The organism is Aeromonas sp. R2-2 (genome assembly GCF_040908355.1).
Taxonomy (GTDB): Bacteria; Pseudomonadota; Gammaproteobacteria; order Enterobacterales; family Aeromonadaceae; genus Aeromonas; species Aeromonas veronii.
Genome location: NZ_JBFODQ010000103.1, coordinates 90,015 through 115,582 on the forward strand (window position 1 = coordinate 90,015; position 25,568 = coordinate 115,582).

Annotated in this window: 25 protein-coding genes; 12 read left to right on the forward strand and 13 right to left on the reverse strand. The window is 54.1% G+C overall.

Annotated features, from left to right (window positions below; translation table 11 throughout):
- Nucleotides 1-339 precede the first annotated feature (339 nt).
- The 3 genes from AB5Z09_RS22195 to AB5Z09_RS22205 all read right to left on the reverse strand — a co-directional run bounded on the left by AB5Z09_RS22195 (nucleotide 340) and on the right by AB5Z09_RS22205 (nucleotide 2,770).
- Nucleotides 340-849 carry a hypothetical protein gene (locus AB5Z09_RS22195; protein ID WP_368196320.1) on the reverse strand — a complete coding sequence of 170 codons (510 nt, stop codon included), beginning with the start codon at nucleotides 847-849 and terminating at the stop codon, nucleotides 340-342.
- 421 nt (nucleotides 850-1,270) lie between these two features.
- Complete coding sequence (locus tag AB5Z09_RS22200) at nucleotides 1,271-1,945, reverse strand: hypothetical protein (protein WP_368196322.1); 675 nt, start codon at nucleotides 1,943-1,945, stop codon at nucleotides 1,271-1,273.
- Between the two features lie 105 nt (nucleotides 1,946-2,050).
- Nucleotides 2,051-2,770 (reverse strand): hypothetical protein, encoded by a 720-nt coding sequence (locus AB5Z09_RS22205; RefSeq protein ID WP_268031672.1) that lies wholly within the window; start codon nucleotides 2,768-2,770, stop codon nucleotides 2,051-2,053.
- An 860-nt stretch (nucleotides 2,771-3,630) separates the two neighbouring features.
- Between AB5Z09_RS22205 and AB5Z09_RS22210 the strand changes: the two genes are divergently transcribed.
- The gene (locus tag AB5Z09_RS22210; RefSeq protein ID WP_368196323.1) at nucleotides 3,631-4,962 is read left to right on the forward strand and encodes a tetratricopeptide repeat protein; all 1,332 of its coding nucleotides are present in this window, start codon (nucleotides 3,631-3,633) and stop codon (nucleotides 4,960-4,962) included.
- A 113-nt stretch (nucleotides 4,963-5,075) separates the two neighbouring features.
- On the opposite strand, the gene AB5Z09_RS22215 is transcribed toward AB5Z09_RS22210, so the two are convergent.
- Complete coding sequence (locus tag AB5Z09_RS22215; protein WP_368196325.1) at nucleotides 5,076-6,989, reverse strand: tetratricopeptide repeat protein; 1,914 nt, start codon at nucleotides 6,987-6,989, stop codon at nucleotides 5,076-5,078.
- An 850-nt stretch (nucleotides 6,990-7,839) separates the two neighbouring features.
- On the opposite strand from AB5Z09_RS22215, the gene rlmB reads away from it, so the two are divergent.
- From rlmB to AB5Z09_RS22230, 3 genes are read left to right on the forward strand one after another with little or no spacing between them, the layout of a single operon-like run.
- On the forward strand, nucleotides 7,840-8,589 hold the full coding sequence (gene rlmB, locus AB5Z09_RS22220) for a 23S rRNA (guanosine(2251)-2'-O)-methyltransferase RlmB (RefSeq protein WP_368196327.1): 750 nt from the start codon (nucleotides 7,840-7,842) through the stop codon (nucleotides 8,587-8,589).
- Between the two features lie 2 nt (nucleotides 8,590-8,591).
- A complete protein-coding gene (locus AB5Z09_RS22225; RefSeq protein WP_368196329.1) occupies nucleotides 8,592-9,164 on the forward strand; it encodes a Crp/Fnr family transcriptional regulator in 573 nt (190 codons plus the stop codon).
- 56 nt (nucleotides 9,165-9,220) lie between these two features.
- Entirely contained in the window at nucleotides 9,221-9,676 is a 456-nt protein-coding gene (locus tag AB5Z09_RS22230) for a GNAT family N-acetyltransferase (RefSeq protein WP_069530022.1), read from the forward strand.
- A gap of 72 nt (nucleotides 9,677-9,748) precedes the next feature.
- On the opposite strand, the gene srmB is transcribed toward AB5Z09_RS22230, so the two are convergent.
- Complete coding sequence (gene srmB / locus AB5Z09_RS22235) at nucleotides 9,749-10,972, reverse strand: ATP-dependent RNA helicase SrmB (RefSeq protein ID WP_113739847.1); 1,224 nt, start codon at nucleotides 10,970-10,972, stop codon at nucleotides 9,749-9,751.
- A gap of 119 nt (nucleotides 10,973-11,091) precedes the next feature.
- Between srmB and AB5Z09_RS22240 the strand changes: the two genes are divergently transcribed.
- The 3 genes from AB5Z09_RS22240 to brnQ (AB5Z09_RS22250) all read left to right on the forward strand — a co-directional run bounded on the left by AB5Z09_RS22240 (nucleotide 11,092) and on the right by brnQ (AB5Z09_RS22250) (nucleotide 15,028).
- Nucleotides 11,092-11,802: a tRNA1(Val) (adenine(37)-N6)-methyltransferase gene (locus tag AB5Z09_RS22240; RefSeq protein ID WP_252412551.1), complete on the forward strand. Its 711-nt coding sequence runs from the start codon at nucleotides 11,092-11,094 to the stop codon at nucleotides 11,800-11,802.
- A 191-nt stretch (nucleotides 11,803-11,993) separates the two neighbouring features.
- Nucleotides 11,994-13,298, forward strand: coding sequence for a branched-chain amino acid transport system II carrier protein (gene brnQ / locus AB5Z09_RS22245; RefSeq protein WP_041236099.1), 1,305 nt, complete (start codon nucleotides 11,994-11,996; stop codon nucleotides 13,296-13,298).
- Nucleotides 13,299-13,750: 452 nt separating this feature from the next.
- On the forward strand, nucleotides 13,751-15,028 hold the full coding sequence (gene brnQ, locus AB5Z09_RS22250) for a branched-chain amino acid transport system II carrier protein (protein ID WP_368196362.1): 1,278 nt from the start codon (nucleotides 13,751-13,753) through the stop codon (nucleotides 15,026-15,028).
- Between the two features lie 73 nt (nucleotides 15,029-15,101).
- Here the strand turns inward: brnQ (AB5Z09_RS22250) and AB5Z09_RS22255 are convergent, their stop codons facing one another.
- Genes AB5Z09_RS22255 through zur form a run of 3 tightly spaced genes read right to left on the reverse strand, consistent with a single transcriptional unit; the run spans nucleotide 15,102 to nucleotide 16,246 of the window.
- Nucleotides 15,102-15,332: a hypothetical protein gene (locus AB5Z09_RS22255; RefSeq protein ID WP_005335809.1), complete on the reverse strand. Its 231-nt coding sequence runs from the start codon at nucleotides 15,330-15,332 to the stop codon at nucleotides 15,102-15,104.
- Between the two features lie 4 nt (nucleotides 15,333-15,336).
- The gene (locus tag AB5Z09_RS22260; RefSeq protein WP_005335807.1) at nucleotides 15,337-15,798 is read right to left on the reverse strand and encodes a chemotaxis protein CheX; all 462 of its coding nucleotides are present in this window, start codon (nucleotides 15,796-15,798) and stop codon (nucleotides 15,337-15,339) included.
- A complete protein-coding gene (zur, locus tag AB5Z09_RS22265; protein WP_005335805.1) occupies nucleotides 15,788-16,246 on the reverse strand; it encodes a zinc uptake transcriptional repressor Zur in 459 nt (152 codons plus the stop codon). Before zur ends, AB5Z09_RS22260 begins: the two co-directional genes overlap by 11 nt.
- A gap of 137 nt (nucleotides 16,247-16,383) precedes the next feature.
- On the opposite strand from zur, the gene dusA reads away from it, so the two are divergent.
- On the forward strand, nucleotides 16,384-17,370 hold the full coding sequence (dusA, locus tag AB5Z09_RS22270) for a tRNA dihydrouridine(20/20a) synthase DusA (RefSeq protein ID WP_106844089.1): 987 nt from the start codon (nucleotides 16,384-16,386) through the stop codon (nucleotides 17,368-17,370).
- A 69-nt stretch (nucleotides 17,371-17,439) separates the two neighbouring features.
- On the opposite strand, the gene AB5Z09_RS22275 is transcribed toward dusA, so the two are convergent.
- The 3 genes from AB5Z09_RS22275 to AB5Z09_RS22285 form a co-directional block, all read right to left on the reverse strand.
- On the reverse strand, nucleotides 17,440-18,999 hold the full coding sequence (locus tag AB5Z09_RS22275) for a methyl-accepting chemotaxis protein (protein WP_368196331.1): 1,560 nt from the start codon (nucleotides 18,997-18,999) through the stop codon (nucleotides 17,440-17,442).
- Nucleotides 19,000-19,136: 137 nt separating this feature from the next.
- Nucleotides 19,137-19,436 (reverse strand): hypothetical protein, encoded by a 300-nt coding sequence (locus tag AB5Z09_RS22280; RefSeq protein ID WP_216956401.1) that lies wholly within the window; start codon nucleotides 19,434-19,436, stop codon nucleotides 19,137-19,139.
- A 118-nt stretch (nucleotides 19,437-19,554) separates the two neighbouring features.
- Nucleotides 19,555-21,159: an ABC transporter substrate-binding protein gene (locus AB5Z09_RS22285; protein WP_368196333.1), complete on the reverse strand. Its 1,605-nt coding sequence runs from the start codon at nucleotides 21,157-21,159 to the stop codon at nucleotides 19,555-19,557.
- 184 nt (nucleotides 21,160-21,343) lie between these two features.
- On the opposite strand from AB5Z09_RS22285, the gene AB5Z09_RS22290 reads away from it, so the two are divergent.
- Nucleotides 21,344-22,051, forward strand: a complete 708-nt coding sequence (locus AB5Z09_RS22290) for a ParB-like protein (protein ID WP_368196335.1) — start codon at nucleotides 21,344-21,346, stop codon at nucleotides 22,049-22,051.
- A 93-nt stretch (nucleotides 22,052-22,144) separates the two neighbouring features.
- Here AB5Z09_RS22290 and AB5Z09_RS22295 read toward each other — a convergent pair whose 3' ends face one another.
- Nucleotides 22,145-22,804 carry a CatB-related O-acetyltransferase gene (locus tag AB5Z09_RS22295; RefSeq protein ID WP_368196337.1) on the reverse strand — a complete coding sequence of 220 codons (660 nt, stop codon included), beginning with the start codon at nucleotides 22,802-22,804 and terminating at the stop codon, nucleotides 22,145-22,147.
- A gap of 285 nt (nucleotides 22,805-23,089) precedes the next feature.
- Here AB5Z09_RS22295 and AB5Z09_RS22300 point away from each other — a divergent pair, with 285 nt between their 5' ends.
- A complete protein-coding gene (locus tag AB5Z09_RS22300; protein ID WP_005335785.1) occupies nucleotides 23,090-23,518 on the forward strand; it encodes a DUF2753 family protein in 429 nt (142 codons plus the stop codon).
- Between the two features lie 18 nt (nucleotides 23,519-23,536).
- Here the strand turns inward: AB5Z09_RS22300 and AB5Z09_RS22305 are convergent, their stop codons facing one another.
- The gene (locus AB5Z09_RS22305; protein WP_368196339.1) at nucleotides 23,537-24,286 is read right to left on the reverse strand and encodes an enoyl-CoA hydratase-related protein; all 750 of its coding nucleotides are present in this window, start codon (nucleotides 24,284-24,286) and stop codon (nucleotides 23,537-23,539) included.
- A gap of 90 nt (nucleotides 24,287-24,376) precedes the next feature.
- Between AB5Z09_RS22305 and AB5Z09_RS22310 the strand changes: the two genes are divergently transcribed.
- Nucleotides 24,377-24,826: a copper chaperone PCu(A)C gene (locus AB5Z09_RS22310; protein WP_139402721.1), complete on the forward strand. Its 450-nt coding sequence runs from the start codon at nucleotides 24,377-24,379 to the stop codon at nucleotides 24,824-24,826.
- 95 nt (nucleotides 24,827-24,921) lie between these two features.
- Entirely contained in the window at nucleotides 24,922-25,554 is a 633-nt protein-coding gene (locus tag AB5Z09_RS22315; protein ID WP_005335781.1) for a TIGR04219 family outer membrane beta-barrel protein, read from the forward strand.
- The last annotated feature ends 14 nt before the right edge of the window (nucleotides 25,555-25,568 follow it).

A 25,568-nucleotide genomic window follows, 5' to 3' on the forward strand; every position in this document is an offset into this window, starting at 1 on the left:
CCAGCGCCTGATAGTCCTGGCGACGAAAAAAATCCGAACCCTGTTACCGGGGTTCGGATTTTTTTTATGGTCAGCGAAAAGGGGAGGGACTTAGATTCTGGGCGGAGCTCGGCCAAGATCCGTGCTTATGGCTAGGAACAAAATCCCTGCGCGATGCCACTCTATTGGCCGCTACGCGGCGCTCAGAAAGGTGGGTGTCCCATTTTTTATACACGGTCGGAAATATCGTGGCGGCGGTAAGCAGGAGTGGACATGATGTGATGATTTTTACGTTAACGGGGCGGGTATTGTACTGAATTCCATCAGTTCAAGACGACAGCCCCTAAACAGTTTGTTAAATTACTGCTCACGACTAAGGTAAGTAGCTAAAGATAGCATTACTAAAGCCAAAGTCGTCACCACCTGTAGGTTAACTAGCGCACTTTCGAAATAACAGCCTGATTGATGAACTCTAGAGATGGTAGCAGTGCCTATAGATTCCAAAACGGAAGTTCCAACATTAGCCTCTAGGTTTGAGTTAACACTGGAAAAAATGTAGTAAACTGCCCCGAAATTCAACACGTTTTCAATGTAACTACAGAGTGCGAGTCTAACTCTGTCGTATTTATCAAGATCTGAGTTAGTTTCTTTATTCTTTGATAATACATCCTTAGTAAAGGCATATGTTATCTCAAAACTTCTTGAGATAACCCTAAATATTACAGCCGCAATAATTACTCCACCGTAGGGTACTTGCTTAAGCTCAAACCCACAAAATTCCATAACTGTGAGTAACACAAGTATCAAGACAGAAAGGAATAAGTTCCCCTGATTAGATCTATAGATGAACATACCTTTTAAGTACTTCACACAACTACACCGATCATCAACAGTACAGGTTTGCTGTTCTCTAAACGGTACTATCATTGCTTTGATAATTTTCGCAAAGGTATAACCACTCGATAGCTAAACTGAGAAAAGGAATCGAATTGCGAAACTATCTATAGAAACGTTTAAGTACTTACGTGGAATAGAATACATTCCGTAAATTTTAACGAATAAATCGAGAAAGACTGATAATAGAAAACCGATGGCAACTTCTGCGTACGGAATTGGTAACTGCTGTATTTGTGAACCCGAAACCATCAGTACAACAGCTAATGAAATCATTACGACTATCATAGATACCTTAATAGTAATTTAATGCTTTGCTAATTGGCTGCCACAGCGTAGCGTAGGCAGTCCAGTGCAGGTCACGCTTTTTGTGGCCGGAACGAAATTAAGCAATTTGTTATGTGCATACTCGTACGTTGACGAGCTTTGATGTATTGACAACCACCTCAAACTCGCAAGTTTGGTTTGAGAAATACACATGCTGTTTGGATATGTCAGCACAAAGTATTAACCGCTTGGCTCCTTCAAACCACTGCTGCCCTTGATAGTGCAAAAAGGCAAAGTTATGAGCTATTTGTTTGTTGGTCGTCCATGACTGCCCATATTTTTGCGACTCAAACTCTTGGCTATCAGTGCCTCTATATAGGCTTACAATATCTGGGAGTGCATCTATATCATTCGGCTCAAGCACTTCATCAAGAATTACTTTGGGATACCAATTTTCATTTTCTTGTCGTGTAAATAATTGATGTAAACCACCATAAGAGTATGAGCAGAAGGCGTGACGTAATGAGTCCAGAACAACTTTTGCTTCCTCGTTAGAAAATTTATCCATCAAGTCCGTTGCGTACTGGTTTATTGTATTTTCCGCAGGACTAGCATCGAGTAAGAGGCTCTCATGCTGCCATGTCGATGAACTTTGGCCGATTATGGCATAAATAAATTCTTCTATAGCCCCTTCAATCTCACTCCTATGAGTAGCGACTCCCTCTTCATCAAGCTTTTCGATTATTGATTGCAGGTCGATCTTCATGGATTGCAAAATGAAACTTTCTGCCTTTTCGGATAGCACAGACTTTCCTCGCGTAACTAGCACATAACGTTTGGTTAAGGGGCCGGCTTTAGCCGGTCCCAGTGAGCGAAGCGAACGGTTTGAACTACTAGTTAGATGTACTTCTTATTCATCGGTAATCATGCCGATACTTCTAAGTAGCAACCGGCCAAGTGGACTTGCTTCACGGTAGCTCACAGCAGGTTTTCCAGTGAACTTGTCGTATTCTGGCGTTCCTTCACGATTCTTCTTTATTCGCTCTGATACTAGCCCAAGACGAACTAGGTGATCTTTGTAACTTTGCTGCAGCGCATGATCATCCCGTTCCTCTTGGCTTGAACCAATAACTGCTGTTACAGGCTCGAACACTCCAGCGTGAAGTTTGCGAAACTCTTTATCTCCATCTATTACGGGTACGTGATAGAAACGAAGCCAGAGAACCTCGGTGTCATTGAGCTCACCGAGAATACGCATCAAATGCTTAGATTCGGCGTGTTTAACGGCGTCCGATGTCAAACTACTTGTTACTAGTGAGGCAAGATACTCTCGACGTCCCTCGCTGATGGCGCGAGAAGCCTGCCGCAAAGACTCTTCAAGCAGATCCGTGAATTCCTCATCATCTAGCTCAGAGCGCACTCTAGTCTCTTCCAACTGCTCAATTCTGACTTGCAGCTTGAATGCGAAGTCAGCTATGCGATCAATTCTCTGGTTCGGAATTATTGCACCAGCAACCTCAGCAAGTAGAGAACCAGCAAAGGGGACAACGCCTAGGGCCGCCTTAGCACCAGAGGTGACGTAGTCGATTGCTTGGGTTTTGAGCTCATCTGGGAGACTGTCGCCTGACATTGGGACTCCTCGTGGTGCATCTAACAGTGATTAGATGGAAGGCGGTACTAATCCGTTAGCAGAGAATTCCATATAACTCCGTAACATCTTTATCGCCGCCAAGTGAAAATTATCATTAAATCATAATGTTACCAGCTTGCTTCTCGTACTGAGAGTATTCGCTTGATTTCCTCTTTTTTCGCCATCATTACGACTGTATAAAAAACAGTGCGTGGATTGCTTAAGGACGGCGCGACCAAACCACGGTTGCGTGAACAGCTCAGAAATGAATATAAGGCCGCCACCATGTTCAGTGCTCGCGCCACTTGCTGATCCATTCCATCAGGCAAGGCTACCGCCCCTGAATTTCAGCCTCCAGTCTGCTGCTGTTTACCTGCGTGGTTTCGCTGGCCTGGCTCATGGGTAACTCCGACGAGACGGTTGCCAAACGGCTATGGTAGCGAGCGCCGCCGTGGAAAAAAGAGGGAGATGATGGTTTCCTGAGCAAGATCAATAAATTAATCGTTATGAGCTGTGTTGAGCAACAACGAAAGGGCTGAGCTCCAAGGGCTGAAATTGTAACTCCTACCGTTTTGTGCGCCGCGTAGCGAGCCCACTTAGCTACGGTCGGGTACGGTGTTGTCCCCACTGCAACCAGCCGCAGATGGGGCATGGATGCCCCATCTGCCAGAATGGTGGGTGTCCCAATTTCGTTTTATTAGCTAACGCTGCATTAAGGTGTGAGCAGCGCTTGGCTATACTTGAGCGAAGCGAAACTGCCAAGCGTTGCGAATCACTCTTAAATACTTTGTTATGTGTGTTGTGTTTAGTATAAATGAAGCTTAACATACAGTTATAGAGTTTAGATTTAGAGTTCAACAATGTATCGCGTTATAGTTACAATTCTTATTTCTTTCATCTTCCAGAATTTTGCGATTGCAGAAGAAACAACAAACGCCACCAAAAACAACCTTATCTCTGCGCAAAATTCAGATAATGGCAGTGTGCAGGGCTCAGAAATAAAGGCGCAAGAACCTTTTAATTCATATGTGGATGCAACTTATCAACTATATATTCTGGAACGTATAAATAAATTAGAAATACAACAAAATGGAACAGCCATGAACATACCTGCATGGTTGATGAATCAGCAAAATCAAGTACTTTCACGAGTAGCTTCTTTAGAAGAGAATAAAGCTAGCGTAGAGCGATTGCATGAGGCTGAGCTGTTAAGTGTTAAAGCTACAACAAAAATCGAAAACATAGAGTACTGGATCAGTATTTTTCTTGCGCTTGCAGCTCTAGTTACGTTGGGTGGTGGTTATTTTGCTTATAATAAAACCATTTCTAGCGCAAAAGAAGCCGTAAATAAATGGTTAAAAGAACCCCACAACCCAATAATTGAACAAATTAAAGAAGAACTCCGTAAAAAAGGAGATGCAGAGTTAGCCAAACTTCTCAGTGACCCAGAGTTTCTTAACCGCATTCAAAAAGCAGAGACAACGAGCGTCAACAATACAGAGTCCCTACAAAGCCTAAAACATACTGTAGATCGATACAACACTGCTGTTATTAAATTCAGCCAGGAAAATTATAACGAGACATTGAAAGAGCTGGAAAAATTGAACATTAATACAAGCTCTCAAACAGAACTCGCAATAAAGACAGAAACCCTTTTAGCGCAGACTTACTTCAAACTTGGTAATGCAGAAATAAGTAACGATATTTATGAGGGGTTGTTGGCTAAAAACCCATTGGACAAACTAGGCTCCGTAGAAAAGGAGCTCCTTCTAAAGGCTATCATAAATTACGCAATAAGCTTAAATGAACAAAAACTATTATCTCGTTCAAATGAAACACTGAAGCTGATCCCATTAAACTCAACCGAATTCCCGCAAATCATATCTAAAGCTTATAGTTTGCTTTCTAATAATTACGTTACTAGTGCTAACTTCGATTCTGTAGTAACTCTGAAACAACAAGCAGATAATTACTTCTGCAGCCTTTCTGAGACGGAAAAGAATAAAACAGTAGCAGACTTTGCAACGGTGAAGTTGAACACTGGTGTCGCATATGCACAGAAAGGAGACAAGGAACAGGCTAGGAAAATATTCAACGAACTTAGGAGTGATTACATTAACAGCACTCACCCTGAACTTCGTACGGTTACGAATAAAGCCAGCTTAGGTCTTGCCAAATTAAGGTCAGATTAGCAACACATAACGCCACCTTAAGCGGCAAATTGTGGTTGGCTAAAATAGAAAGCGAAGCGAACACAGCCAGCTATAATTTGTCCGCTTCAAGGTCTTGTTAGCAGTCAATATGCTTAGTTACACTCCAGCCCGACCACAATAAAACTTTCTTTCTGCTTGGAATCCTCATGGGTAATTAATAGCAGGAACCACCCATCAAAACATTCAACGAAAGAACGATATCCTTTGTTATCGCTTTGATCGGTTTTTCCATATATAGAATAGTGCTCCAAATAAATTTTAATTTCACAATGGTCGGATTTACCTTTCACATAGCCGCTTGCGGGAACAAATAAATCTATAGGCTGGCTCAGTCTAATAGCATTAACTGCATTTTTATAAGAATTTAGTTCGGTATAATATTTCATGACGAGAGGAAGCGCAGTTTTTTCAGTATTCATAACACCAATAGCAATTCGATCTTTACTTGGTTTTGGAACATAGACCTCAAGATCATCATAATTCACCAAATATGATGACCCATTTATATTTTGTATTGAAATAACTAAAGTTCTTTCCCAGCCGATATCAACAATTCCTAAAGACTTGTTTAAATCAAGCTCAGATAGTTCCTTTTGATAATGGAATACCAAAAGCCCAAACCCCAGTGGGTCACCTTTCTCTATCAGACACAAAGCCAAGCCTAAGTTCGCGACGATGTTGTCCGGGGTATTAAGCAAGCACCGTTCAAATAGTTTACTTGCTTTATCTACCTCCCCATAAAACCGTTTTATTTCACCTTTTTGAGACAATGCTTCTGGAAGCCCAGGTTCTAGAAGCAAGGCAATATCAATATGTTTAGCTGCCTCGGAAAATACACCTTTATTAAAATAGCAAACGCCAAGGTTTAAATGCGGATAGCTGAACTTAGAATTCAGCTCTATTGATTTCTCAAAGTAACATATCGCATCATCAATATTTTTCAAATTTAGGTAGGCGACACCGACATTATAAATAATGAAAGGATCAGTGTTATCTTGGAATTCCGCGCTTTTCAATAGTTCCAAAGCGAAATCGTTATCACCTTTCTCAGCAACTAAAGTCCCCTTTACTGCTAAAGCCATGGGGTATATAGGATTAACCTTTAAAGCATCATTGCAATAGAGTATGGCATCATCTACTTTGCCCAATAATTGCAAAATACCCGCACATTTCATATACAGCTTTTCAGATTTTACTGTCTTAGATAATTCTACATATTCTCTTAAGGCCCCTTTGTAGTTGCCATCAATGAGCAAGCCTTCTGCCTTACTAACTTTTGAATTAACACTTGCTAGAATTTCATCCTGATTTAAATCCAAATTTTCTAGGAAGTTTAACGACGCACCCCCTTCCTTCTTGAAAGTTAATTTTTTAGAGTGTTTTTCAAAAATGCTTGTAGCGTCGGTGATTTTTATATACCCCCTATCGCATCGACTCTCATATATGAGGAATGCCAACTCTTTTAGGCATTCGTCACCATCTAGTAGAAGCGAGTTCTCAATACCCCATTCAATTATCTCTAACTTAATTATTTCCTTAATCTTATCTTCAGGGATAACGTCGACATTCCAGGCTCTAGAAAATTCGCTGACATTTTCAAATGCAATACCATTTCGTTTTAGAATCTTTCTAAAGTCTGATGATACTGATATCTTAGAAACGTTATCCTCGTTAGAGGATTGATTATTTGTGAATTGCTTCAAGTAAGAAAGGAATGTCGACAAGCTTTTATTTTTTGATGGTCCTATAATAATTTGATCTTCTGAAGTGTACTTATTAACAAGTGGTATCGATAGCTCTTCATATTTGACCTGAACATTAATTTTTTTCCTGTCGTCAAACAGCAATGAAAAGTCATCATCTGTTTCTATCCCGATAGAATTGAATCCACTCACATTAAAGTGCCTTAGCAAATAAAACGCCGCGCAAAGGTCTTGGTAAGCAAACCCTTTAGAAGAGTTACTTCCACCTGTTTTTATTTTGCTAAAGTAATCCTTATTGTTCATACAAAATTTATCCTAAATCTACTTACCGAAAGACTGCTAACAGTGATTAGATGGAAGGCGGTACTAATCTGTTAGCAGAGCATTCCATATAACTCCGTAACATCTTTATCGCCGCCAAGTGAAAATTATCATTAAATCATCATATTACCAGCTTGCTTCTCGTGCCGAGCGCATTCGCTTGACTCCCTATTTTTGCACCACGGTTACTACTGTGTGAGAAAACAGTGCTCAGGGACGTCTTGGAAAGCGTCGCCTCATCACGCCTGCGTGAACAGGTCAGAAATGAAAATGAGGCCGTCACCATTTTGGGTGGGTCGTTGTGGGCAGCTCTTGCTGATCCATTTTATCAGGCAAGGCTACCGCCCCTGAATTTCAGCCTCCAGTCTGCTGCTGTTTACCTGCGCGGTTTCGTTGGTCTGGTTCATGGGTGACTCCGATGAGACGGTTGCCAAACGGCTATGGTAGCGAGTGCCGCCGGGGAGGGAAGTGGGGGATGATGGTTTTCTGTGCAAGATCAATAAATTGGTCATCCTGAGCCGTGTTGAAGTCGAACATCAACAAGGAAAGGGCAGATCTTCAATGAACTGAAATTGGGACACTCATCGTTTTGAGTGCCGCGCAGCGGCTAACAAGCCATGATTGGCTTGTCGCTATGTGCCACGGAAGAGCTCGATATAGCGGTAGGCGTTTGGCCGAGCAGCTTCCTCCTCCCTAGATGCCGGTCTCTCTGGTATGATGCGCCATCATTTAGCGACCGGTGACGACGCCAGCATCATGGTGGTCAGGCTGCCGGTAGGGCCATTTTTCTCCGGAGCGCACTGGGTGCGACCCGACACCACGGATCTTGAACATGAGCAGTGAACTGATTTACGGCATCCACGCCGTGGCCGCCCTTCTTGAGCGCGAGCCGGAGCGTTTCATCGAAGTGTGGGCCCTCAAGGGGCGCGATGATGAGCGGCTGCAGCCCCTGCTGGCGGAGCTGGATGCGCTCGGCCTCAAGGTGCAGAGCGTGAACCGCAAGACGCTCGACGACAAGGCGGAGGGCAACAATCACCAGGGCATCATGGCCCGGGTGAAAGAGGCGCCGAAGCTCGCCGAGCACGATCTGGCCAGCCTGCTGGACGAGTTGGCGGCACAACAGAGCCAGCCCTTCCTGCTGGTGCTGGATGGAGTGACCGATCCGCACAATCTCGGCGCCTGCCTGCGCAGCGCCGATGCTGCCGGGGCTCATGCTGTCATCGTGCCGCGCGACAAGGCCACCGGCCTGACCCCGATCGTGCGCAAGGTTGCCTGTGGCGCGGCCGAAGTGGTGCCGCTCATTCAGGTCACCAACCTGGCCCGCACCCTGCGCGAGCTGCAGGAGCGCGGCGTCTGGATTGTCGGCACCGCTGGCGAGGCCGATCACGACCTCTATCAGGCCAAACTGACCGGCCCGATGGCGCTGGTGATGGGTGCCGAAGGTAAAGGTATGCGTCGCCTAACCCGCGAACATTGCGACGAGCTGGTGAGCATCCCGATGGAAGGGGCGGTATCCAGCCTCAACGTCTCGGTGGCAACCGGCGTTTGCCTGTTTGAAGCCGTGCGTCAGCGTCGCGGTTAATCATGCTGACTGACAGCCCCCCCTTCGATTGGGCGCAGGTCGCAGATAGAGAGGAGGCCGCGCGCCTCCTCTCTTTTGCCCGCCCGCTGACCCTCAGCCCGAAAAGCTGCCTCTGGCACGCCGGTGACAGCCCGGATCTGCTGGTCAGGGTGGAGCAGGGGCTGCTGCGGGCCAAGCTGGTGCTGGAGGATGGCCGCGAGTACATCAAAGAGTTCTATTGGGAGGGGGACGAGTTTCTCGACTTCCACCACCTGCTCAGTGGCGAGCCAGCCCGCTACAGCGTGGAGGCGCTGGAACCCTGCCATCTGCAGCTGTTCAGTCTGGCCGACTTGCGCCAGCTGCCCGGCTGGCCGCGCTGGTACCAGCACCTGCTGGAGGTGCAGCTGCGCATCAAGGAGGAGAAGGAGCAGTTGCTGCTGACAGGCAGCCCGCAGGCGCGCTATCAGCACTTTCTCGACAGTTTTCCTGCACTCGATGCCAGAGTGCCAGACCACCAGATTGCCGCCTATCTCGGTATCACGCCCATTAGCCTGAGCCGCATTCGCAAACGGCTGAAAGAACTTAACAAAGGTTAATGCAGGGCGCTGGTGCCGCGATTATGCTGGCAGGCCGAACTGATAAGGAGTTGCCGATGAACTGGATCCTGAAACCCTGGTCTGAACTGACCACTGACGAGTTGTATGAGTTGCTGGCGCTGCGGGCCGAGGTGTTCGTGGTGGAGCAGACCTGCCCCTTTCAGGATCTGGACGGGCTCGATCGCCGCGAAGGGGTCTGGCACCTGCTCGGCTATCAGGGCGATCTGTTGGCCGCCTATGCGCGGATCATGGCGCCCGGCATCGGCGACGAGAGCGGTTCTGCCATCGGTCGGGTGGTGACCTCACCCAAGGCGCGCGGCGGCGGTCTCGGTCACCAGCTGATCAGCGAGGCGGTCAAGGCGTGCGAGGCGCGCTGGCCGACCCACAGCATTTGGCTGGGGGCGCAGGCCCATCTGCAAGGCTTCTATGGCCAGCACGGTTTTGTGGCGGAAGGGGAAGGCTATCTCGAAGATGATATCCCCCATATGGGGATGCGCAGAGTGGTGGCATAACCACTCGTCAGAGTGATTCAGAATGCAGAAGGGCCATCCCGCGGGATGGCCCTTCTCTTTATCGCCAGGCGATCACTTCTTCTTTTTCTTCTTGGCGGACTTCTTCTTGTCGACCGGCTTTTTCTTCTTCACCGGTACCCGCGCTTCCTTGTGTTTCGGGCGCAGCTCGTCGATCACCCGGCGCTTGAGGCGCTCCTCGGTGTAGCGCTCGATCTTGGCGACCATCGCCATGTCGTGGGCTTCCACCAGGCTGATGGCACAGCCACGGTTGCCAGCGCGGCCAGTACGGCCGATCCGGTGGACGTAGACATCGGCGCCGTAGGGCATGTCGTAGTTGATGACATGGCTGACGTTCGGCAGGTCGATGCCGCGGGCGGCGACGTCGGTGGCGATCAGGAAGGGTACTTCCCCTTCGTGGAACTTGCGGATCGACTCGATACGCTTGCTCTGCTCCATTTCGCCACGGATCCAGGCGCAGGAGATGCCTGCCGCCTGTAGCTGGCCGGAGAGCTCCGCCAGACGCTCGCGGGTCTTGACGAAGATGATGGCTTTCTGGGTTTCCGAATCTTTCAGGATATGGGTCAGCAGCGCCAGCTTGTGGGCGGCGTCATCGGCCAGATGGATCCACTGGGTAATGGGGCGACGTTCGCTGCGGGGAGGCTCGGCATGCAGCTCCACCGGATCCTTGAGGATCTCGTTGGCGAACTTCTCAAGGCCAGCCCCTTCCAGGGTGGCGGAGAAGAGCATGGTGTGCTTGCGGTAGCGCGCCTCTGCCACGATGCGGTTCACATCCTTGATAAAGCCCATGTCCAGCATGCGGTCCGCTTCATCCAGCACCAGCACTTCGATGTCGTGGCTCTCGAACTCCTCTTTCTCGATGTATTCGAGCAGACGGCCCGGGGTGGCGACCACGATGTCGGTGGTTTTGGTCAGGGCAGGCAGCTGCTCTTCATGGCTGACGCCGCCGATGATGGTCTCGATGCTGAGGTTGGTGTGAGCCGCCAGCGCCTTGGCGTGGGCGGTCACCTGCAGGGCCAGTTCGCGGGTCGGGGTCAGGATCAGCATGCGGCAGGGGCCCGGCTTGCGGCGCGGGAAGTCCAGCAGGTGCTGGAGTGCCGGCAGCAGGAAAGAGGCGGTCTTGCCGGTACCGGTCGGTGCGGATGCCAGAATATCGCGGCCGTCCAGGGCTGGCTCCAGCACCATCTGCTGGATGGTGGTGGGGCGGGTGAATCCCATCTCGGCCAAGGCCCGGTTGAGGGCTGGGTGCAGGTCGAAATCATCAAAGGACTGGCTCATGGCAATACTCGGTCATTAAGGAAACGGCAGATTATAGGCGATTATCTCGTCGGCTCCTATTGGTGAGTGTGTCTTAGCCGCTATAATCGCCCACCATTTTTGCAGATGACGGGGGCCAGATGGGACGTAGTCGCGGATTTACCTTCAAACAGTTCCATATCAATCACGATCGCTGCGCCATGAAGGTGGGCACCGATGGCATTTTGCTCGGTGCCTGGGCGCCGGTCGAACAGGCGCGTCGAGTGCTCGATATCGGCACCGGCAGCGGCCTGATCGCCCTGATGCTGGCCCAGCGCAGCAGATCTGACTGCCGTCTCGATGCGGTCGAACTGGATATTAATGCGGCCAGCCAGGCGCGGGAGAATGCGGCTGCTTCTCCCTGGGCCGATCGGGTGACCGTCATAGAGAGTGCCATTCAGGATTATCAGGCCGACCCTTATGATCTTGTCGTCTCCAACCCTCCCTATTTCTTGGCAGGCCAGTCATTTAGCGATCCGGCGCGGGCGTTGGCCCGCCATACCGGCGCCCTCGACAGCCACGCATTACTGGCGGCCTGCGATCGTTTGCTGAGCCCGAACGGGCAGGTGGCGCTGGTGCTGCCGACGGCGATGGCCGATGAAATTTTATGCATTTCGGCGAATTATGATCTGCATGGCATTTGTTATACAGCTGTTATCACCAGAGAGGGTAAAGAGGCAAATCGTGTTTTATTGCTACTTGGCAGAGGATTAAACAGGTGTGAGAGGGGTGAAATTGTGATCCATTCTGCTGACGGGGCCTATTCCGACAGATATATCCAACTGACCAACCCCTTCTATTTGAAGATGTAAATTTCGTCTTGAACTATTTTTTCACGCCATTATGCTGGTTCCAGATCGAGCGCCCGCTCCAGACCAGCTAAAACCACTGGTTGCGATGAAAAAACATGCGGGGCTCTTTTTTTATACCCCCTGAACACACCCGGTCAGCGACCGATAAAAACTATAACAAGCAATAATTTACAAGACAGACGAGGTTGAACTTGACGAAATCACTCACATTGTCCGATGTACTCGGATTAGGGTTTATGACCTTCGCCTTCTATCTGGGCGCCGGTAACATCATTTTCCCGCCGTTGGCCGGTTACATGGCTGGTGAGCACCTCTCCCTGGCGATGTTTGGCTTCCTGGTCACTGCCGTGGGTCTCCCTCTGGTAACTATTCTGGCCGTGGCGAAAGCCGGTAACGGTTGGGCTGGCATGACCAAACTGCTGCCTGCCGGTGTCGCGACTGCGCTGGCCGTTGCCATCTATATCATCATAGGCCCGGCCTTTGCCGCGCCCCGTACCGGTCTGGTTGCCTACGAAATGGGCCTCAAGCCGTTCATCGGTGATATGGGGCAGGCGGGTCTGGCGGCCTATACCGTGATCTTCTTTGGTGTGGCCATTCTGGTCTCCATGAACCAGGGCAAGCTGATGGACGCCATCGGCAAATACCTGACTCCGGTACTGATGCTGCTGCTGCTGACTCTGGCGGTCGGGGTATTCGTAGCGCCGCAAGGCTCCATGCCTGACGCGTCCGGTGACTATCAGAACAGCCCCTTCGTGAAAGGGATCCTGGAAGGCTACAACACCATGGACACCCTGGCGTCCCTGATGTTTGGTGCCCTGATCGTCGACCTGCTGCGCCAGAAAGGCATCAATGATTACAAGAGCCAGTTCAAGTATCTGGCCATTGCCGGCCTCATCTCTGCCGTTGGTCTGAGCGTGGTGTACGTCTCCCTGTTCCAGCTGGGTAACACGGCCGCCGGTGTGGCGACCGATGTCAGCAACGGTGGCGCCATCGTCAACGCTTACGTACTGAGCCTGTTTGGTCAGCCGGGTCAGTTCATTCTGGCGGCCATCATCACTCTGGCGTGCTTTACCACTGCAGTCGGTCTGATCTCCGCCTGTTCCGATTTCTTCCACAATCTGACCGGCATGGCTTACAAGAAGCTGGTGGTGTTGCTGGGCGTTATCTGTGCCGTGGTGGCCAACGTGGGCCTGAGCCAGTTGATCAGCCTCTCCATTCCGGTGCTGGTTGCCATCTATCCGGTTGCCGTGGCGCTGGTACTGGTCACCTTCCTGAAGGGTTATTTCGGCCGTCCCCGTCTGGTGTTCCGTGGCGTGTTGATGGTTGCCTTCCTGTTCGGTTGCCTGGATGGTCTGGGTGCTGCCGGTATGAAGATGGATGCGTTTGCCTTCCTGCCGCTGTTCGACAAGGGTCTCGCCTGGCTGATGCCGACCCTGCTGGCCTGCGTAGTTGGCGTGATGGTGCGTCCGACCGAGATGGCTGCCGAAGCTGCCTGATCACGCCTGATGTGATATTGCCAAGAGCCTGCCCCGTGCAGGCTCTTTTGTTTTTTTGTGAGCCTCGCTTCTCGCCTCGCTTTACACTGCCGTAGTTGTCCCCGTGCTCAGATAGCATCTGAGCAGCCGTATCTTGCCGCTATAACCCGTTCCCCTCTTCTTGCCTCCCATACGCCACGTGTGACACCTGTTTATGGAGCGCCGAGTTGTTCGGCGATTAATTCTGCAGCAGTAAATTGTTTCAAGATATTAATTGGTGATTGAGATCGAACTCCTCTTCTTTATGCTAAAGGTGGTGCGCCTCATCCGGTCCGCGGGCCGTGTGGGGGCGAGAGGTATTGTTACCGGTTATCTGCCAGGCAGTGGGTGCAATCAATAACAAGCTGATAAGGCAGATGAGGTTGAGTTTGACGAAATCATTGAAGTTGTCCGACGTATTCGGATTGGGATTTATGACGTTTGCCTTCTATCTGGGGGCAGGCAATATCATTTTTCCGCCGCTGGCCGGTTTTATGGCCGGTGAGCATCTGCTGGCCGCCATGTGCGGCTTTCTGCTGACGGCGGTGGGTTTGCCGCTGATCACCCTGATTGCGGTGGCCAAGGGGAGCTCGGGGGGAGGCGCGAGTGGCTGGACCGGAATGACCCGCTATCTGCCCGCCGGGGCGGCGACGGCGCTGGCCATCGCTATCTATATCATCATGGGGCCCGCCTTTGCCATTCCCCGCACCGGTCTGGTCGCCTACGAGATGGGGCTCAAGCCCTGGCTCGGCGATGCCGGTCATGAGGGGTTGCTGATCTACACCCTGAGTTTCTTTGCGCTGGTGATCCTGGTGGCGCTCGATCGGGGCAAGCTGCTCGATGCGGTTGGCAAGTATCTGACCCCAGCCCTGATGGCGATGCTGCTTATTCTGGCGGTCGGGGTCTTTATGACGCCGCAGGGCACCATGCCTGATGCCAGCGGTGAGTACATAGATGCAGCCCTGACCAAAGGAATGCTGGAGGGGTACAACACTATGGATACCCTGGCCTCCCTGATGTTTGGCGCCCTGATCATCGGGTTGCTGCGCCAGAAGGAGATCGAGGATTATCGCAGCCAGTTCAAATATCTGACCATCGCAGGCTTGATCTCGGCGGTCGGGCTGTCGGCTGTCTATATCTCGCTCTTTCAGCTGGGCAACAGCGCCGGTGGGGTGGCGAGCGATATCAGCAATGGTGGGGTCATCGTCAATGCCTACGTCCTGAGTCTGTTTGGTCAACCGGGTCAGTTTATTCTGGCTGCCATCATCACCCTGGCTTGTTTTACCAGTGCGGTCGGCCTGCTCTGTGCCGGTGCCGACTACTTCCATGGCCTGACTGGCTGGGCCTATCGCAGCTGGGTGATCCTGCTGGGGGCGCTCTGTGCAGTGGTGGCCAATGTGGGGCTGAGCGAGCTGATTGGCCTCTCCATCCCGGTGCTGGTGGCCATCTATCCGGTGGCCATCGCGCTGGTGCTGGTGACCTTCCTCAAGGGATGGTTTGCCCAGCCACGGCTGGCGTTTCGCGGCGTGCTGACGGTCGCCTTTCTGTTTGGTTGCCTCGATGGGCTGGGGGCTGCCAGGATGGCGATGGACGGCTTTGCCTTCCTGCCGCTGTTCGACAAGGGGCTTGCCTGGCTGCTGCCGACTCTGTTGGCCTGCATTATCGGCATCCTGGTGCGACCAAGCAGTAAGCTGGCTGCCGAAGCGGCTTGATTCAGAAACAACGAGATAGCAAAGAGGCCAGCAGCTGCTGGCCTCTTCTGTTTCTGCCGGATCCGTTACCGGATCAGATTTGCGGGCCTTTCGGCTTGGGTTTGCCCTCCAGACCATACCAGTGGGTTTCTACCCGTCCGGCATGCCACTCGAAGGTGCCCCAGGGCTGCTTGGCTTCCCAGCGCGGGAAGTTGATGAGCACCCGATTATCTTCGTACTTGTAGAGGGAGGTGCTGATCTGAATGTCCGACAGGATCAACAGCAGGGCCCAGCAGATGAAAATCCATTTCAATGCTTTCCACATAGGGTTACTCGAAGCAGATTTCGATAGTGGCGCGACCGAAATCCGATTCGAACGGCATCATGATCTTGGTGCCATCGGCACGGTGGGTAATGGTGTGGTTGGGGCCGGAGACGATGATGGGGGTAGCCATGTCAAACTCGTAGCCCTTCTCGCCCAGCATCCGCTTGGCACCGCCGGTCACCATGTTGGTGATTTCACCGACCATGTCGGTCACCTCTTCGTTGATGTTGGCGGGAGCTTCCCCCAACATGCGGCGCATGATCTCCAGCGCCAGCCCCTTCTCGAAGCTGATGGAGAGGGAGCCACGGGTCTGCGGGCCGACCATGCCGATCAGGCCGGAGACGTCGCCGCGCGCCAGCTCATCCATCTTGCGTTTCGGTTTGCCCGGTTTGAGTTCCAGCTGTGCCATGGTCGAGAGCACATTGAGCAGGGATAGCAGGAACGGATTTACAAAATCAGCCTTCATGATGACTTCCTACAGTGGGCGTACAACGGGCACATTGGCCATGTGCCTCTATCGTCTTATTGGTAATAGTAAAACCATGCAAGTGGGCCTGCTCGGAAAACGCGCTATCGATCGCCGTATCGTGAAGCTCGACCACATCGCCGCACTCGTCGCAGATCAGCAACTGCATCGGGTGAGCGTGATCGAAGTGGCAACAGAAGATAAACGCGTTGAGAGATTCCACCTTGTGAGCAAAGCCCTGTTCGAGCAAAAAATCGAGTGCCCGATAGACGGTTGGCGGCTTGGCATTGGCTTCGGTTTGTTGCAGCTGGGCCAACAAATCATAGGCGCTGATGGCGTTGCCGTGTGCCGCCAGCAGGCGAAATACCTGACGTCGGGTCGGGGTGAAGCGGATCCCTCGCTGTATACAGAGTCGCTCGGCTCGTTGTAAAAGTTGGTCTTGATTCATGATCGCGCAGATACCCTTTCTATTAGCCGGATACTATCACAGGGCCTCGCATGGCGCGGCGACAAAATTCATTTTCTGGGGCTGCTTCACGTTGTGATAAAATCCGCCCCTTTCTTTAGCCAACCCGGATGATTTTTATGCAGGCGCAGCGTTTTTCCATCGCCCCCATGCTCGACTGGACCGATCGGCATTGCCGTTATTTTCATCGACTGATGAGCCGCCAGACCTTGCTCTATACCGAAATGGTGACCACCGGTGCCATCATCCACGGCAAGGGGGATTATCTGGGTTACAGCGAGCAGGAGCACCCCATCTCCCTGCAGTTGGGTGGCAGCAATCCGGCCGATCTGGCGCGCTGTGCCAAGCTGGCCGAGGAGCGCGGCTATGACGAGGTGAACATCAACGTCGGCTGCCCCTCCGATCGGGTGCAAAACGGTCGCTTTGGTGCCTGCCTGATGGGGGAACCGGCGCTGGTGGCGGACTGCGTCAAGGCGATGCGCGATGTGGTCGATATTCCGGTGACGGTGAAGACCCGTATCGGGATCGACGATCAGGACTCTTACGAGTTTTTGCAGGCCTTTATCGAACAGGTGCGCGATGCTGGTTGCGATACCTTTATCGTCCATGCCCGCAAGGCGTGGCTGAGCGGCTTGAGCCCCAAGGAGAACCGCGAGATCCCGCCCCTCGATTATCCTCGGGTCTATCGGGTCAAGCAGGATTACCCGGATCTCACCATCGCCCTCAACGGCGGCGTCACCTCCATGGAGCAGACTCTGGAGCACCTGCAACACGTCGATGGCGTCATGATGGGGCGCGAAGCCTATCAGAACCCCTACATTCTGGCGCAGGTGGACAATCTGGTGTTCGGCCAGAACAACGCCGTGCCGAGCCGCCACGAAGTGGTGCGGATGATGCTGCCCTATATCGAGCAGGAGCTGGCCAAGGGCAACTACCTCTCCCACATGACCCGCCACATGCTGGGATTGTTCCAGAATATGCAGGGGGCCCGCGCCTGGCGCCGTCACCTGAGTGAGAACGCCTGCAAGCCGGGGGCGGATATTCAGGTGGTGCTGGATGCCATGGCCAAGGTGCCGGAGTTTACCGCCAGCGAGACGGCCGAATAAGCCAGTTGTGCCAAGGCAAGAGCAGCCAAAAAGCGCGTCAGTTGACGCGCTTTTTTTATTACTGTCGCTTCAATATCTGAACTGGTTGATCAGCCGCGAGAGGTCCTGTAGCCGCTCTACCAGCAGGGTGATGCCATCTAGCGCCTGCCTGCTGTTGTCGGCGGTGTGGCTGGCCAGTTGGTGGATCTGGTGTACCCCTTCATCGAGGGTCGCCGTGACGTCGGCCTGCTGGCTTACCGCCTGGGCGATCTCGTCGCTGGTGCGGGTTACCTGCCCCAGCATCCGGTTGATCTGGGTGAGCACGTCGGCGGTGGTGCCCGCGTGCTGCTGGCAGCGTACCGAGGTCTGCGCCCCTTGCGTCATCCCCTCCGACAACTGTCGTGTAGTCTGTTGCAGCGCCTGGATCATCTCGTGGATCTCGCTGGTTGAGGCTCGGGTCTTCTGAGCCAGCGCCCTCACTTCGTCCGCCACCACGGCAAAACCGCGCCCCTGTTCGCCCGCCCGGGCGGCCTCGATGGCCGCATTGAGGGCGAGCAGGTTGGTCTGGTCGGCGATTTGACTGATCACCTCCAGAATACCGCTGATCTTCTGGCTGTCGCTGGTGAGCTGGGCCAGCACGGCATGGTTGGCATCGAGCTCCTGATGAAGTTGGTTGACGGCGGATCGGGTGGTCGCCAATGCTTGCAGCCCCTCGTCGGAAACCTGCTGTACCTCTATAACCAGATTGCTCGCCTCATGGGCACTGTGGGCCACATCGCGAATAGAGTGGCTCAACTCGGTGATGGCGGTCGCCAGCTGCTCGCTGTGGGCGCGCTGCTGCTGCAGATGAGTATCAATGGTCTGGATATTGCCCCGGTCATCTTCGGCTGCCTGCAGGATCTGCTGGTTGGTGTCGGCGCTGCGCCCGACCACAGCCTTGAGCTCGGCCTGCTTCATCCGCAGGGCCAGTTCGACGGCCGCCAGGGTGTCGCGCCGTCGGGTGTAGAGCACCTGACAGAGGCGGGTTCCCTTGTCTTGATCGGCAAGGGTGAGCAGATGAGCCAGCCGTTGCTGCAATCGCCAGCCGTGGGTTGCCTGTGCCAACAGCAACAAGGCGGTGGGCAGCAGCCATAACAGGTTGCCGGTGGCAAAGGTAGCAAGGGTGGTGAGCAAGGCAGAAACGGAGAGCCAGAGGGTCAGCTGACCCGGTTCAAAGTGAAAGCGGCTCAGCCAGGGAAGCGCCTTGCCGCTGCGCAACAGGCCATAGAGCTGCTCGGCCCAGGCCACATCGCTGGCGGCGGGTTTGGTGCGCACCGACTGGAACTCGACGATCTCCTTCTGCGCGTTGAGGATCGGGGTGACGTAAGCGTTTACCCAATAGAACTGACCGCTTTTGGCGCGGTTCTTGACCAGCCCCATCCAGCTTTTACCCTGTCGCAGCCGCTGCCACATGTCGGCGAAGGCCACCTTGGGCATGTCGGGGTGTCGCACCAGATTGTGGGGTGCCCCTTCCATTTCGGCCGCACCATACCCGGCCACATCACAGAAGTGCTGGTTGGCATAGGTAATATGACTGGCGGGATCCGTGGTCGAGATGAGTGCGATGTTGTCGGGGAAGTGTATCTCCCCCTCCTGATGGAGTTTGGTCATGTGTCGTTCCTGAAAAAGCCAAATAACTGATAAATATATTTTTTATTGTCGTTCTCAGTTAATCATTCTAAGGCTCTTCAGTGACCCGAACTTGGCTTGGGTCAATTAATCAACACAATGAATTGATGAAGTGAGGGTCAGCTGGCCGGTGTGAAATCGTGGACTTCGCCGCTTCTCGGTTTAAAGCGCGGATCGCTATCTTTGTAGCTGCGCACCAGCTCCATCGTCTTGCAAAAGCTGGTCTGCTTGTCGTACTCCTGACGAGCCAACTCGATGGCCCGTTCGGCCCGGCGCCGCTCCATCTTGTCAGACTTGCGATCGCTGAACTGTTGCTGCTGATGCAGCATCCAGCCGACAAACTCTTGCTGGCATTGGGATTCGCTACTGGCCTGCGCAGGCAGGGTCCACAACAACGAGAGCAGTATCAAATAACGCATGTCTGACTGGGTATTGAAGATTAATTGAACAGAAGGGGCGGCATTTTAGGCTGGAAATCGGGATGTGAACAGTATCAATAGCGAGGCCCCGCAGGGCCTCGCATCGTTGTGGCCGGTCTCAGTGTTTGACGAGGTACAGCTGGCGGCTGTAGGCCACATCTTCCGGGTTGTTGATGGGGTAGCCCTTGAGCCATGGCTTGATGAGTCGGGCATTGGTGTACTGGTAGATGGGGGCGATGGGGGCTTGATCCAGCAGGATCGCCTCCGCCTCGCCAAACAGCTTGCTGCGGCTGGCGGCATCCTGAGTGCTGGCCGCCTCTGCCAGTAGCTGGTCATAACGGGCATTGGCAAAGCCAGCCATATTGCCGCTGTGACGAGAGCCCCACAGGCCAAGGAACGCTGAAGGGTCGTTGTAATCTGCGACCCAGGAGGAGCGGATCACCTCGAACTGACCGCTCTGGCGACTGTCGAGATAGGTTTTCCACTCCTGGTTGGTCAGCTCGACCTCGGCGCCCAGCTTCTGCTTCCACATGCTGGCGATGGCCAGTGCCATCTTCTTGTGAATTTCCGCAGTGTTGTAGAGCAGGGTCAGCTTGAGCGGCTTGTCCGGGCCGTAACCGGCCTCCTTGAGCAGGGCCTTGGCCTTGCTGTCCAGCGCCGGTTGGCTGCTGGTGGAGAGCAAGTTGGCGGCCGGGGTAAAGCTGGCGGTCACATCCGGAGTGAAGTGATAAGCCGGTTTCTCGCCAGTGCCGAGCACTTTGTCGGCGATCAGGGCGCGGTCGATGGTGTAGGAGAGCGCCTTGCGTACCCGCACATCGTTCAGTGGTGCCTGATGGGTATTGAAAGCGTAGTAGTAGGTGCCGAGCTGATCCGGGGTATAGACCTCATTCGGGATCTGCTGCTTCAGCTTGTCGTACTGCTCCTTGGGGAAGGATTCGGTGATATGCAGATCGCCCGCCAGATAGCGGTTGGTGGCCGCGCTCTCCTGATTGATCGGCATGAAGATCACCTTGGTCAATACGGTATGGGCCCGATCCCAGTAATATGGGTTGGGGGTCAGCTCCAGCTTCTCGTTGACCACCCGGTTGTTCAGCACAAAGGCACCGTTGCCCACCAGTTTGCCGGGTTGAGTCCACAGGTTGCCGTACTGCTCGATGCTGGCCTGATGGAGCGGCGACAGGCTGGGGTGGCTCAGCAGGTTCAGGAAGTAGGGCACCGGTTGGGAGAGGATCACCTGCAGGGTGCGGTCATCGAGGGCCTTGACCCCCAGCTCGCTGGCAGGCAATTTGCCAGCGACTATCTCGTCCACCTTGTCGAAACAGGCCAGTTGGGCAAACCAGGCGAAGGTGGCAGCCTCTTTCGGGTCGACCAGCTTGCGCCAGCCGTAGACGAAGTCGCCTGCCTTGACCGGATCGCCGTTGGACCAGCGCGCATCCGGGCGCAGATGGAAGGTAAAGAACTGGTTGCCCTTGTTTTCCCAGCTGGCCGCCACCCCGGCAACCGGTTTGCCATCCGGCCCCTGGGTCAGCAGCCCCTCGAACAGATCCCGCAGTACCTGCAACTCCGGCAGGCCGACCAGCTTGAGCGGGCTCAGGCTCGCAGGTTCATCCTTGAGGTGGCGAACGACAATCTGCTCGGCGGCGAGTTGTGTTCCGGCGGGAATATCGGCAGCCTGGACAGCAGCACAGCCCAGCAGGGCCAGCAAGGGGGTCCATCCTTTCATGGGTCGGATCCTTCAAATAGTGTGAAGCGGGGAGAAAACTCGGCGAGAAAATATCGCCGACAGATGGGAAATCATGATATCCCGTTTGCTGGTCTGACCGCCAGCATTCGACTCTCACTCCCAATCGGGGTAGAAGAGCGTTCCCGGCGTCTGTGCAGTTCAATGTGGTGAGGAGTGTCAAACGATGAAAGCATGGTTATTGCTGGCCTGTGTGTTGAGCCAGGGTGCCTGGGCGTTGGCCCCGTGCCAGAGCGACACGGCGGTGGGCAACTGGTGCGAGATCGGCATCGATGCCTTGCACCCGACTCAGGGGGGCGTCGGCCAGATCCAGGTCGATGAGACCCAGGCCACATTGGCTGGCATGAGCGCAAAGCAGCTCGACAAGTTGATGAAAAAGAAAGAGATTCCTGTAGTGATTGCGCCGGATGGCAGCTACTGGCTGGTGGACAGACACCATCTTACCAAGGCGTTGTGGCAGCAGGGCGTCAAGGATGCCCGGGTCAAGGTGATTGGCCGCCTGCAGGACAAAGCCAACTTCTGGAGCCAGATGCAGAACAACCATTGGGCCTGGCTCAAGGATGAGAAGGGGCAGCCGCTGACCCCGGAGCAGTTGCCGAGCAGCATTGACAAGCTGCCTGATTACCCCTATCGCACCCTCGCCGGACTGCTGCAGAATGCGGGCTACTTTCGCAAGGATAAACAGGTCTATTTCGTCGAGTTTGCCTGGGCCAGCTGGCTCGGCAAGCAGATGCAGTGGATGCCGGTGGACAGCGCCAATCTGGCGAACTGGCTGCAACAGGCCAAACGGCTCGCCTGCGGCAGCGATGCCAAGGATCTACCCGGTTATCCCGGCAAGCAGTGCAGCCTCAACCAGTCCAAAAGCGCGCAATGAGTGGATGTGCGATGACGGCATCCAGAGCATGCCGGAGATAAAAGAGGGCGCCCCGGGGTCGCCCTTATGCTGTCAGCTACTGGTTAGTGGTGGTCACTCATGGCGCTCCGCCCAGCGGGCAGCCGCCTGCTCAAGCAGGGCGACTTCGCCTTGCTGGATCAGCGGTAGCAGATCGTTGACCTGTTGATCTGGCCAATCCCACCAGGCGATGGCCTGTAGCCGGGCAATCTCCTCCTCGCCAAAGCGCATTCGCACCACCCTGGCCGGGGTGCCCGCCACCATGGCATAGGGCGGCACATCCTGATTGACCAGCGAGCGGGCGGCGATGATGGCACCGTCGCCGATGGTGACGCCGGGCATGATCATCGCCTCCATGCCGATCCAGACATCGTTACCGATGCGGGTATCGCCTGCGGGGCGGTAGCTGCGCTGGAGCGCCGCCGGATCGGCGAACGGATAGGTGCTGATGAAGGCCGTGTTGTGGGTGTGGTTGCCCCCCATGATGATCTTTACCCCGGCGGCAATCTGCACATAGTCGCCGATATGGAGACGGTCGATATGCCAGAGCGGCTCCCTGCCGGTTTCCGGGCTGCGGCTGAAGGGATCGCCATGGAGGTAGCGTACCGCCACCTCTTCGAAGGGGCCATCCCAGGCGCCCGAGTAGTAGCTGTGCTGCCCCTTGAGGCAGATATTGGGGTTGGTCACCGTCAGGTGCAGGTATTCGACCTGCGACCAGTGTTGGCAGGTGCTCATATTGGTACTCCTTTGCTGAATGGATCGGATGGGTTGCGTTCGCTTGAGCGCAGCTAATAGATCCAGACCAGCATGCGGGGCACGCAGAGCAGAGAGCAGCCCAGCATCTGCGGGAGGCGAGGTCGCATTGTGGTGTGCTCCAAAGAAGGGGGGAAGGGCACGATCATAAGGTCGGGCGCCGGGTTTGCCAAGGTTGCGCAGAGATCCTGCACTAACCCTCTGGTTGATATTTATTCTCAATTAGCCATGATAACACTCCCACCATGACGGACTCGGGAGAGCGAAATGACACCGCAAAGTTGGCAACGATACATGCTGGAGGCGGAGCGTGCCTGGCAGGCCGGTTCGCTGGGGGCGGCGATCTGCTTTTATCAGCAGGCGCTGGGGGATGTTTACGAGATGACCCAGGTCGAGCTGACCGAACTGGCCACCATGCGGGTCGCCACCTGTCACCGGTTGGCCGACTTCTGGCGGGCGATGGATGAGCCGACTTATGAGCTGCGCTACCTGAAGCTCGCTTCCGAGCTGGTCACGGCGCTGGTGCCACAATGCCCCAACCGGGAGTGCGAGGCGCTGATCAGCGAGTTGGGTTGCTGTCGTGGTGCCCTGCTCGCCTTTCTCAAGCGTCACCCCAATCCGGAAATTGCCCGGCTGATCCAGTTGCAGGACAAGGTACAGGGTTGCGAGTTGATCGGCCGTTTTCGTCTCAACTGACAGGCGTTGAGCGGCAGCTCAGCCCCGCCGTTTGAGTTTCTGGGCGATGCGCTGCTGCGCCTCGTCCCCTTGCAGTGCCTGGGCGAAGGCGCGCGCCTCCAAATCGATGACAAAGTGCACTGCTTGTTTGAGCTCCTGTTTAAGCAGTGTTTTGCTCTTTTGCAGCGCTCTGGGCGGTTTGGCCGCCAGCTTCAGTCCCTGCTCGCGGGCAAAGGAGAGTACTCCATCGGCCGCCACCACCTTGTTGGCGAGCCCGAGTCGCTGCGCCTCCTCGGCATCCATCGCCTCGGCCAGCAGCAACAGCTCGGCCGCCTTGAGGTGCCCCACCAGACGCGGCAGCAGCAGGCTGGAGGCGAACTCCGGCACCAGGCCCAACTCGACGAAAGGAAGCTGCAAGCGGGCGTTATCCGCCAGATAGACCAGATCGCAGTGCAGCAGAATGGTGGTGCCAATCCCTACTGCAGGACCTGCAACAGCGGCGATCACGGGTTTGGGGAAGTCGGCAAGGGTGTGGAGGAACTGCAGGATGGGGTCGTCGGGCTCCAGCGAGCTCTTGCCCATAAAGTCGGCCAGATCATTGCCCGCGGTAAAGCAATCTTGCTGCCCCTGCAACAGCAGGACATGCACCTCTTCATCAGCCGCCGCCTCTCGCAGCGCTGCCACCAGTTGCTTATAGAGCTCGGTATTGAGAGCGTTGCGTTTGTCGGGGCGGTTGAGGGTCAGGGTGAGCAAGCCATCCTGCTGCTCGGCAATGAGAATGGGGGCCATGTCTAAATCCTTGTTATTGAAAGGTGCAAAAAAGGTTGCTGCTGGGGTAACCTTGGCGCCGTTTAACAACATCATAAAAGGATTTCAACCATGTTTAAACGTGCGTTTTATTCTCTGCTGGTTCTGGGTATGACGGCGCCTGCACTGGCCAAGGTCGAGGCTGTCGACGGCTATGTGCGCCTGTTGCCGCCGGGCTCCCCCAACACTGCCGCCTTTATGGTGCTGAAGAATGACGCCGACCAGCCGGTCAAGCTGGTGGCGGCGGCTTCTGCTGCGGCGGGGCGTGCCGAGCTGCACACTCACCTGCACGAGAATGGCGTGATGAAAATGCGTCAGGTCGAGAGCATCGAGATCCCGGCCAAGGGTGAAGCTGTGCTGAAACCGGGCAGCCTGCACATCATGCTGTTCGAGGTGGGCACGCTCTCCGAGCAGACCCCTTTCCCGCTCACCCTCACCATGGACGATGGTCAGAAGCTGGATCTGTCACTGCCGGTGAAGCCGATTGAGCCGATGGCAGAGATGAAGCATATGAAGCACTGACATTTGTCGTCGTTTGTTCAGGATTGACGCTGGGTATTTTGGCTGCACCGAGTAAAATAGTGCTCTTTTCCATGTATGCAAGAGGAAGTGACGTAATGAAAAAGACGCTGATTGCCGGTTTTGTGCTGGCTCTGTGCAGCCAGAGTGCCATGGCCGCTGACGACTGGCGTTTTGCCGCCGGTGCCGACGTATGGGCCGCCAAGGGCAGTGGTCAGGCTTATGGCACCAGTGCTGATGGCAGCTATGACGACAGCTACAACTGGAACGGCTATCTGCAACTGGAACACGGCATCATCTTCCTGCCGAACGCCAAGTTTGAAGTCTCCGATTTCAGCACCTCCGGCGGCAACTTCAAGAACGATCTGACTGCCTACGATCTGAGCCTCTACTACCGTCTGTTCAACAACGATCTGTTCAAGATCGATCTGGGTATGACCGGCCGTCACTACGATGGCGAGCAGGTCTACTCCGGTCGCAAGGGTTATGACGAAGATACCCTGATGGCCTATGCCGGCAGTGAAGTGAAGATCCCGGGCACCGGCATCGCCTTCTTCGGCGATCTGCGCACTCACGATGCGGACAACTATGACTACCGTCTGGGTGGTTCCTACAAGTTCTCTTCCATGCCGATCAAGCTGCGTGCCGGCTGGCGTGAAGCCAAGGTCGACTTCGCCAATATCGATCAGTCTGTCGATGGCTGGTTCATGGGCGGCGAATTCACCTTCTAATCTGCCCGTCAGCT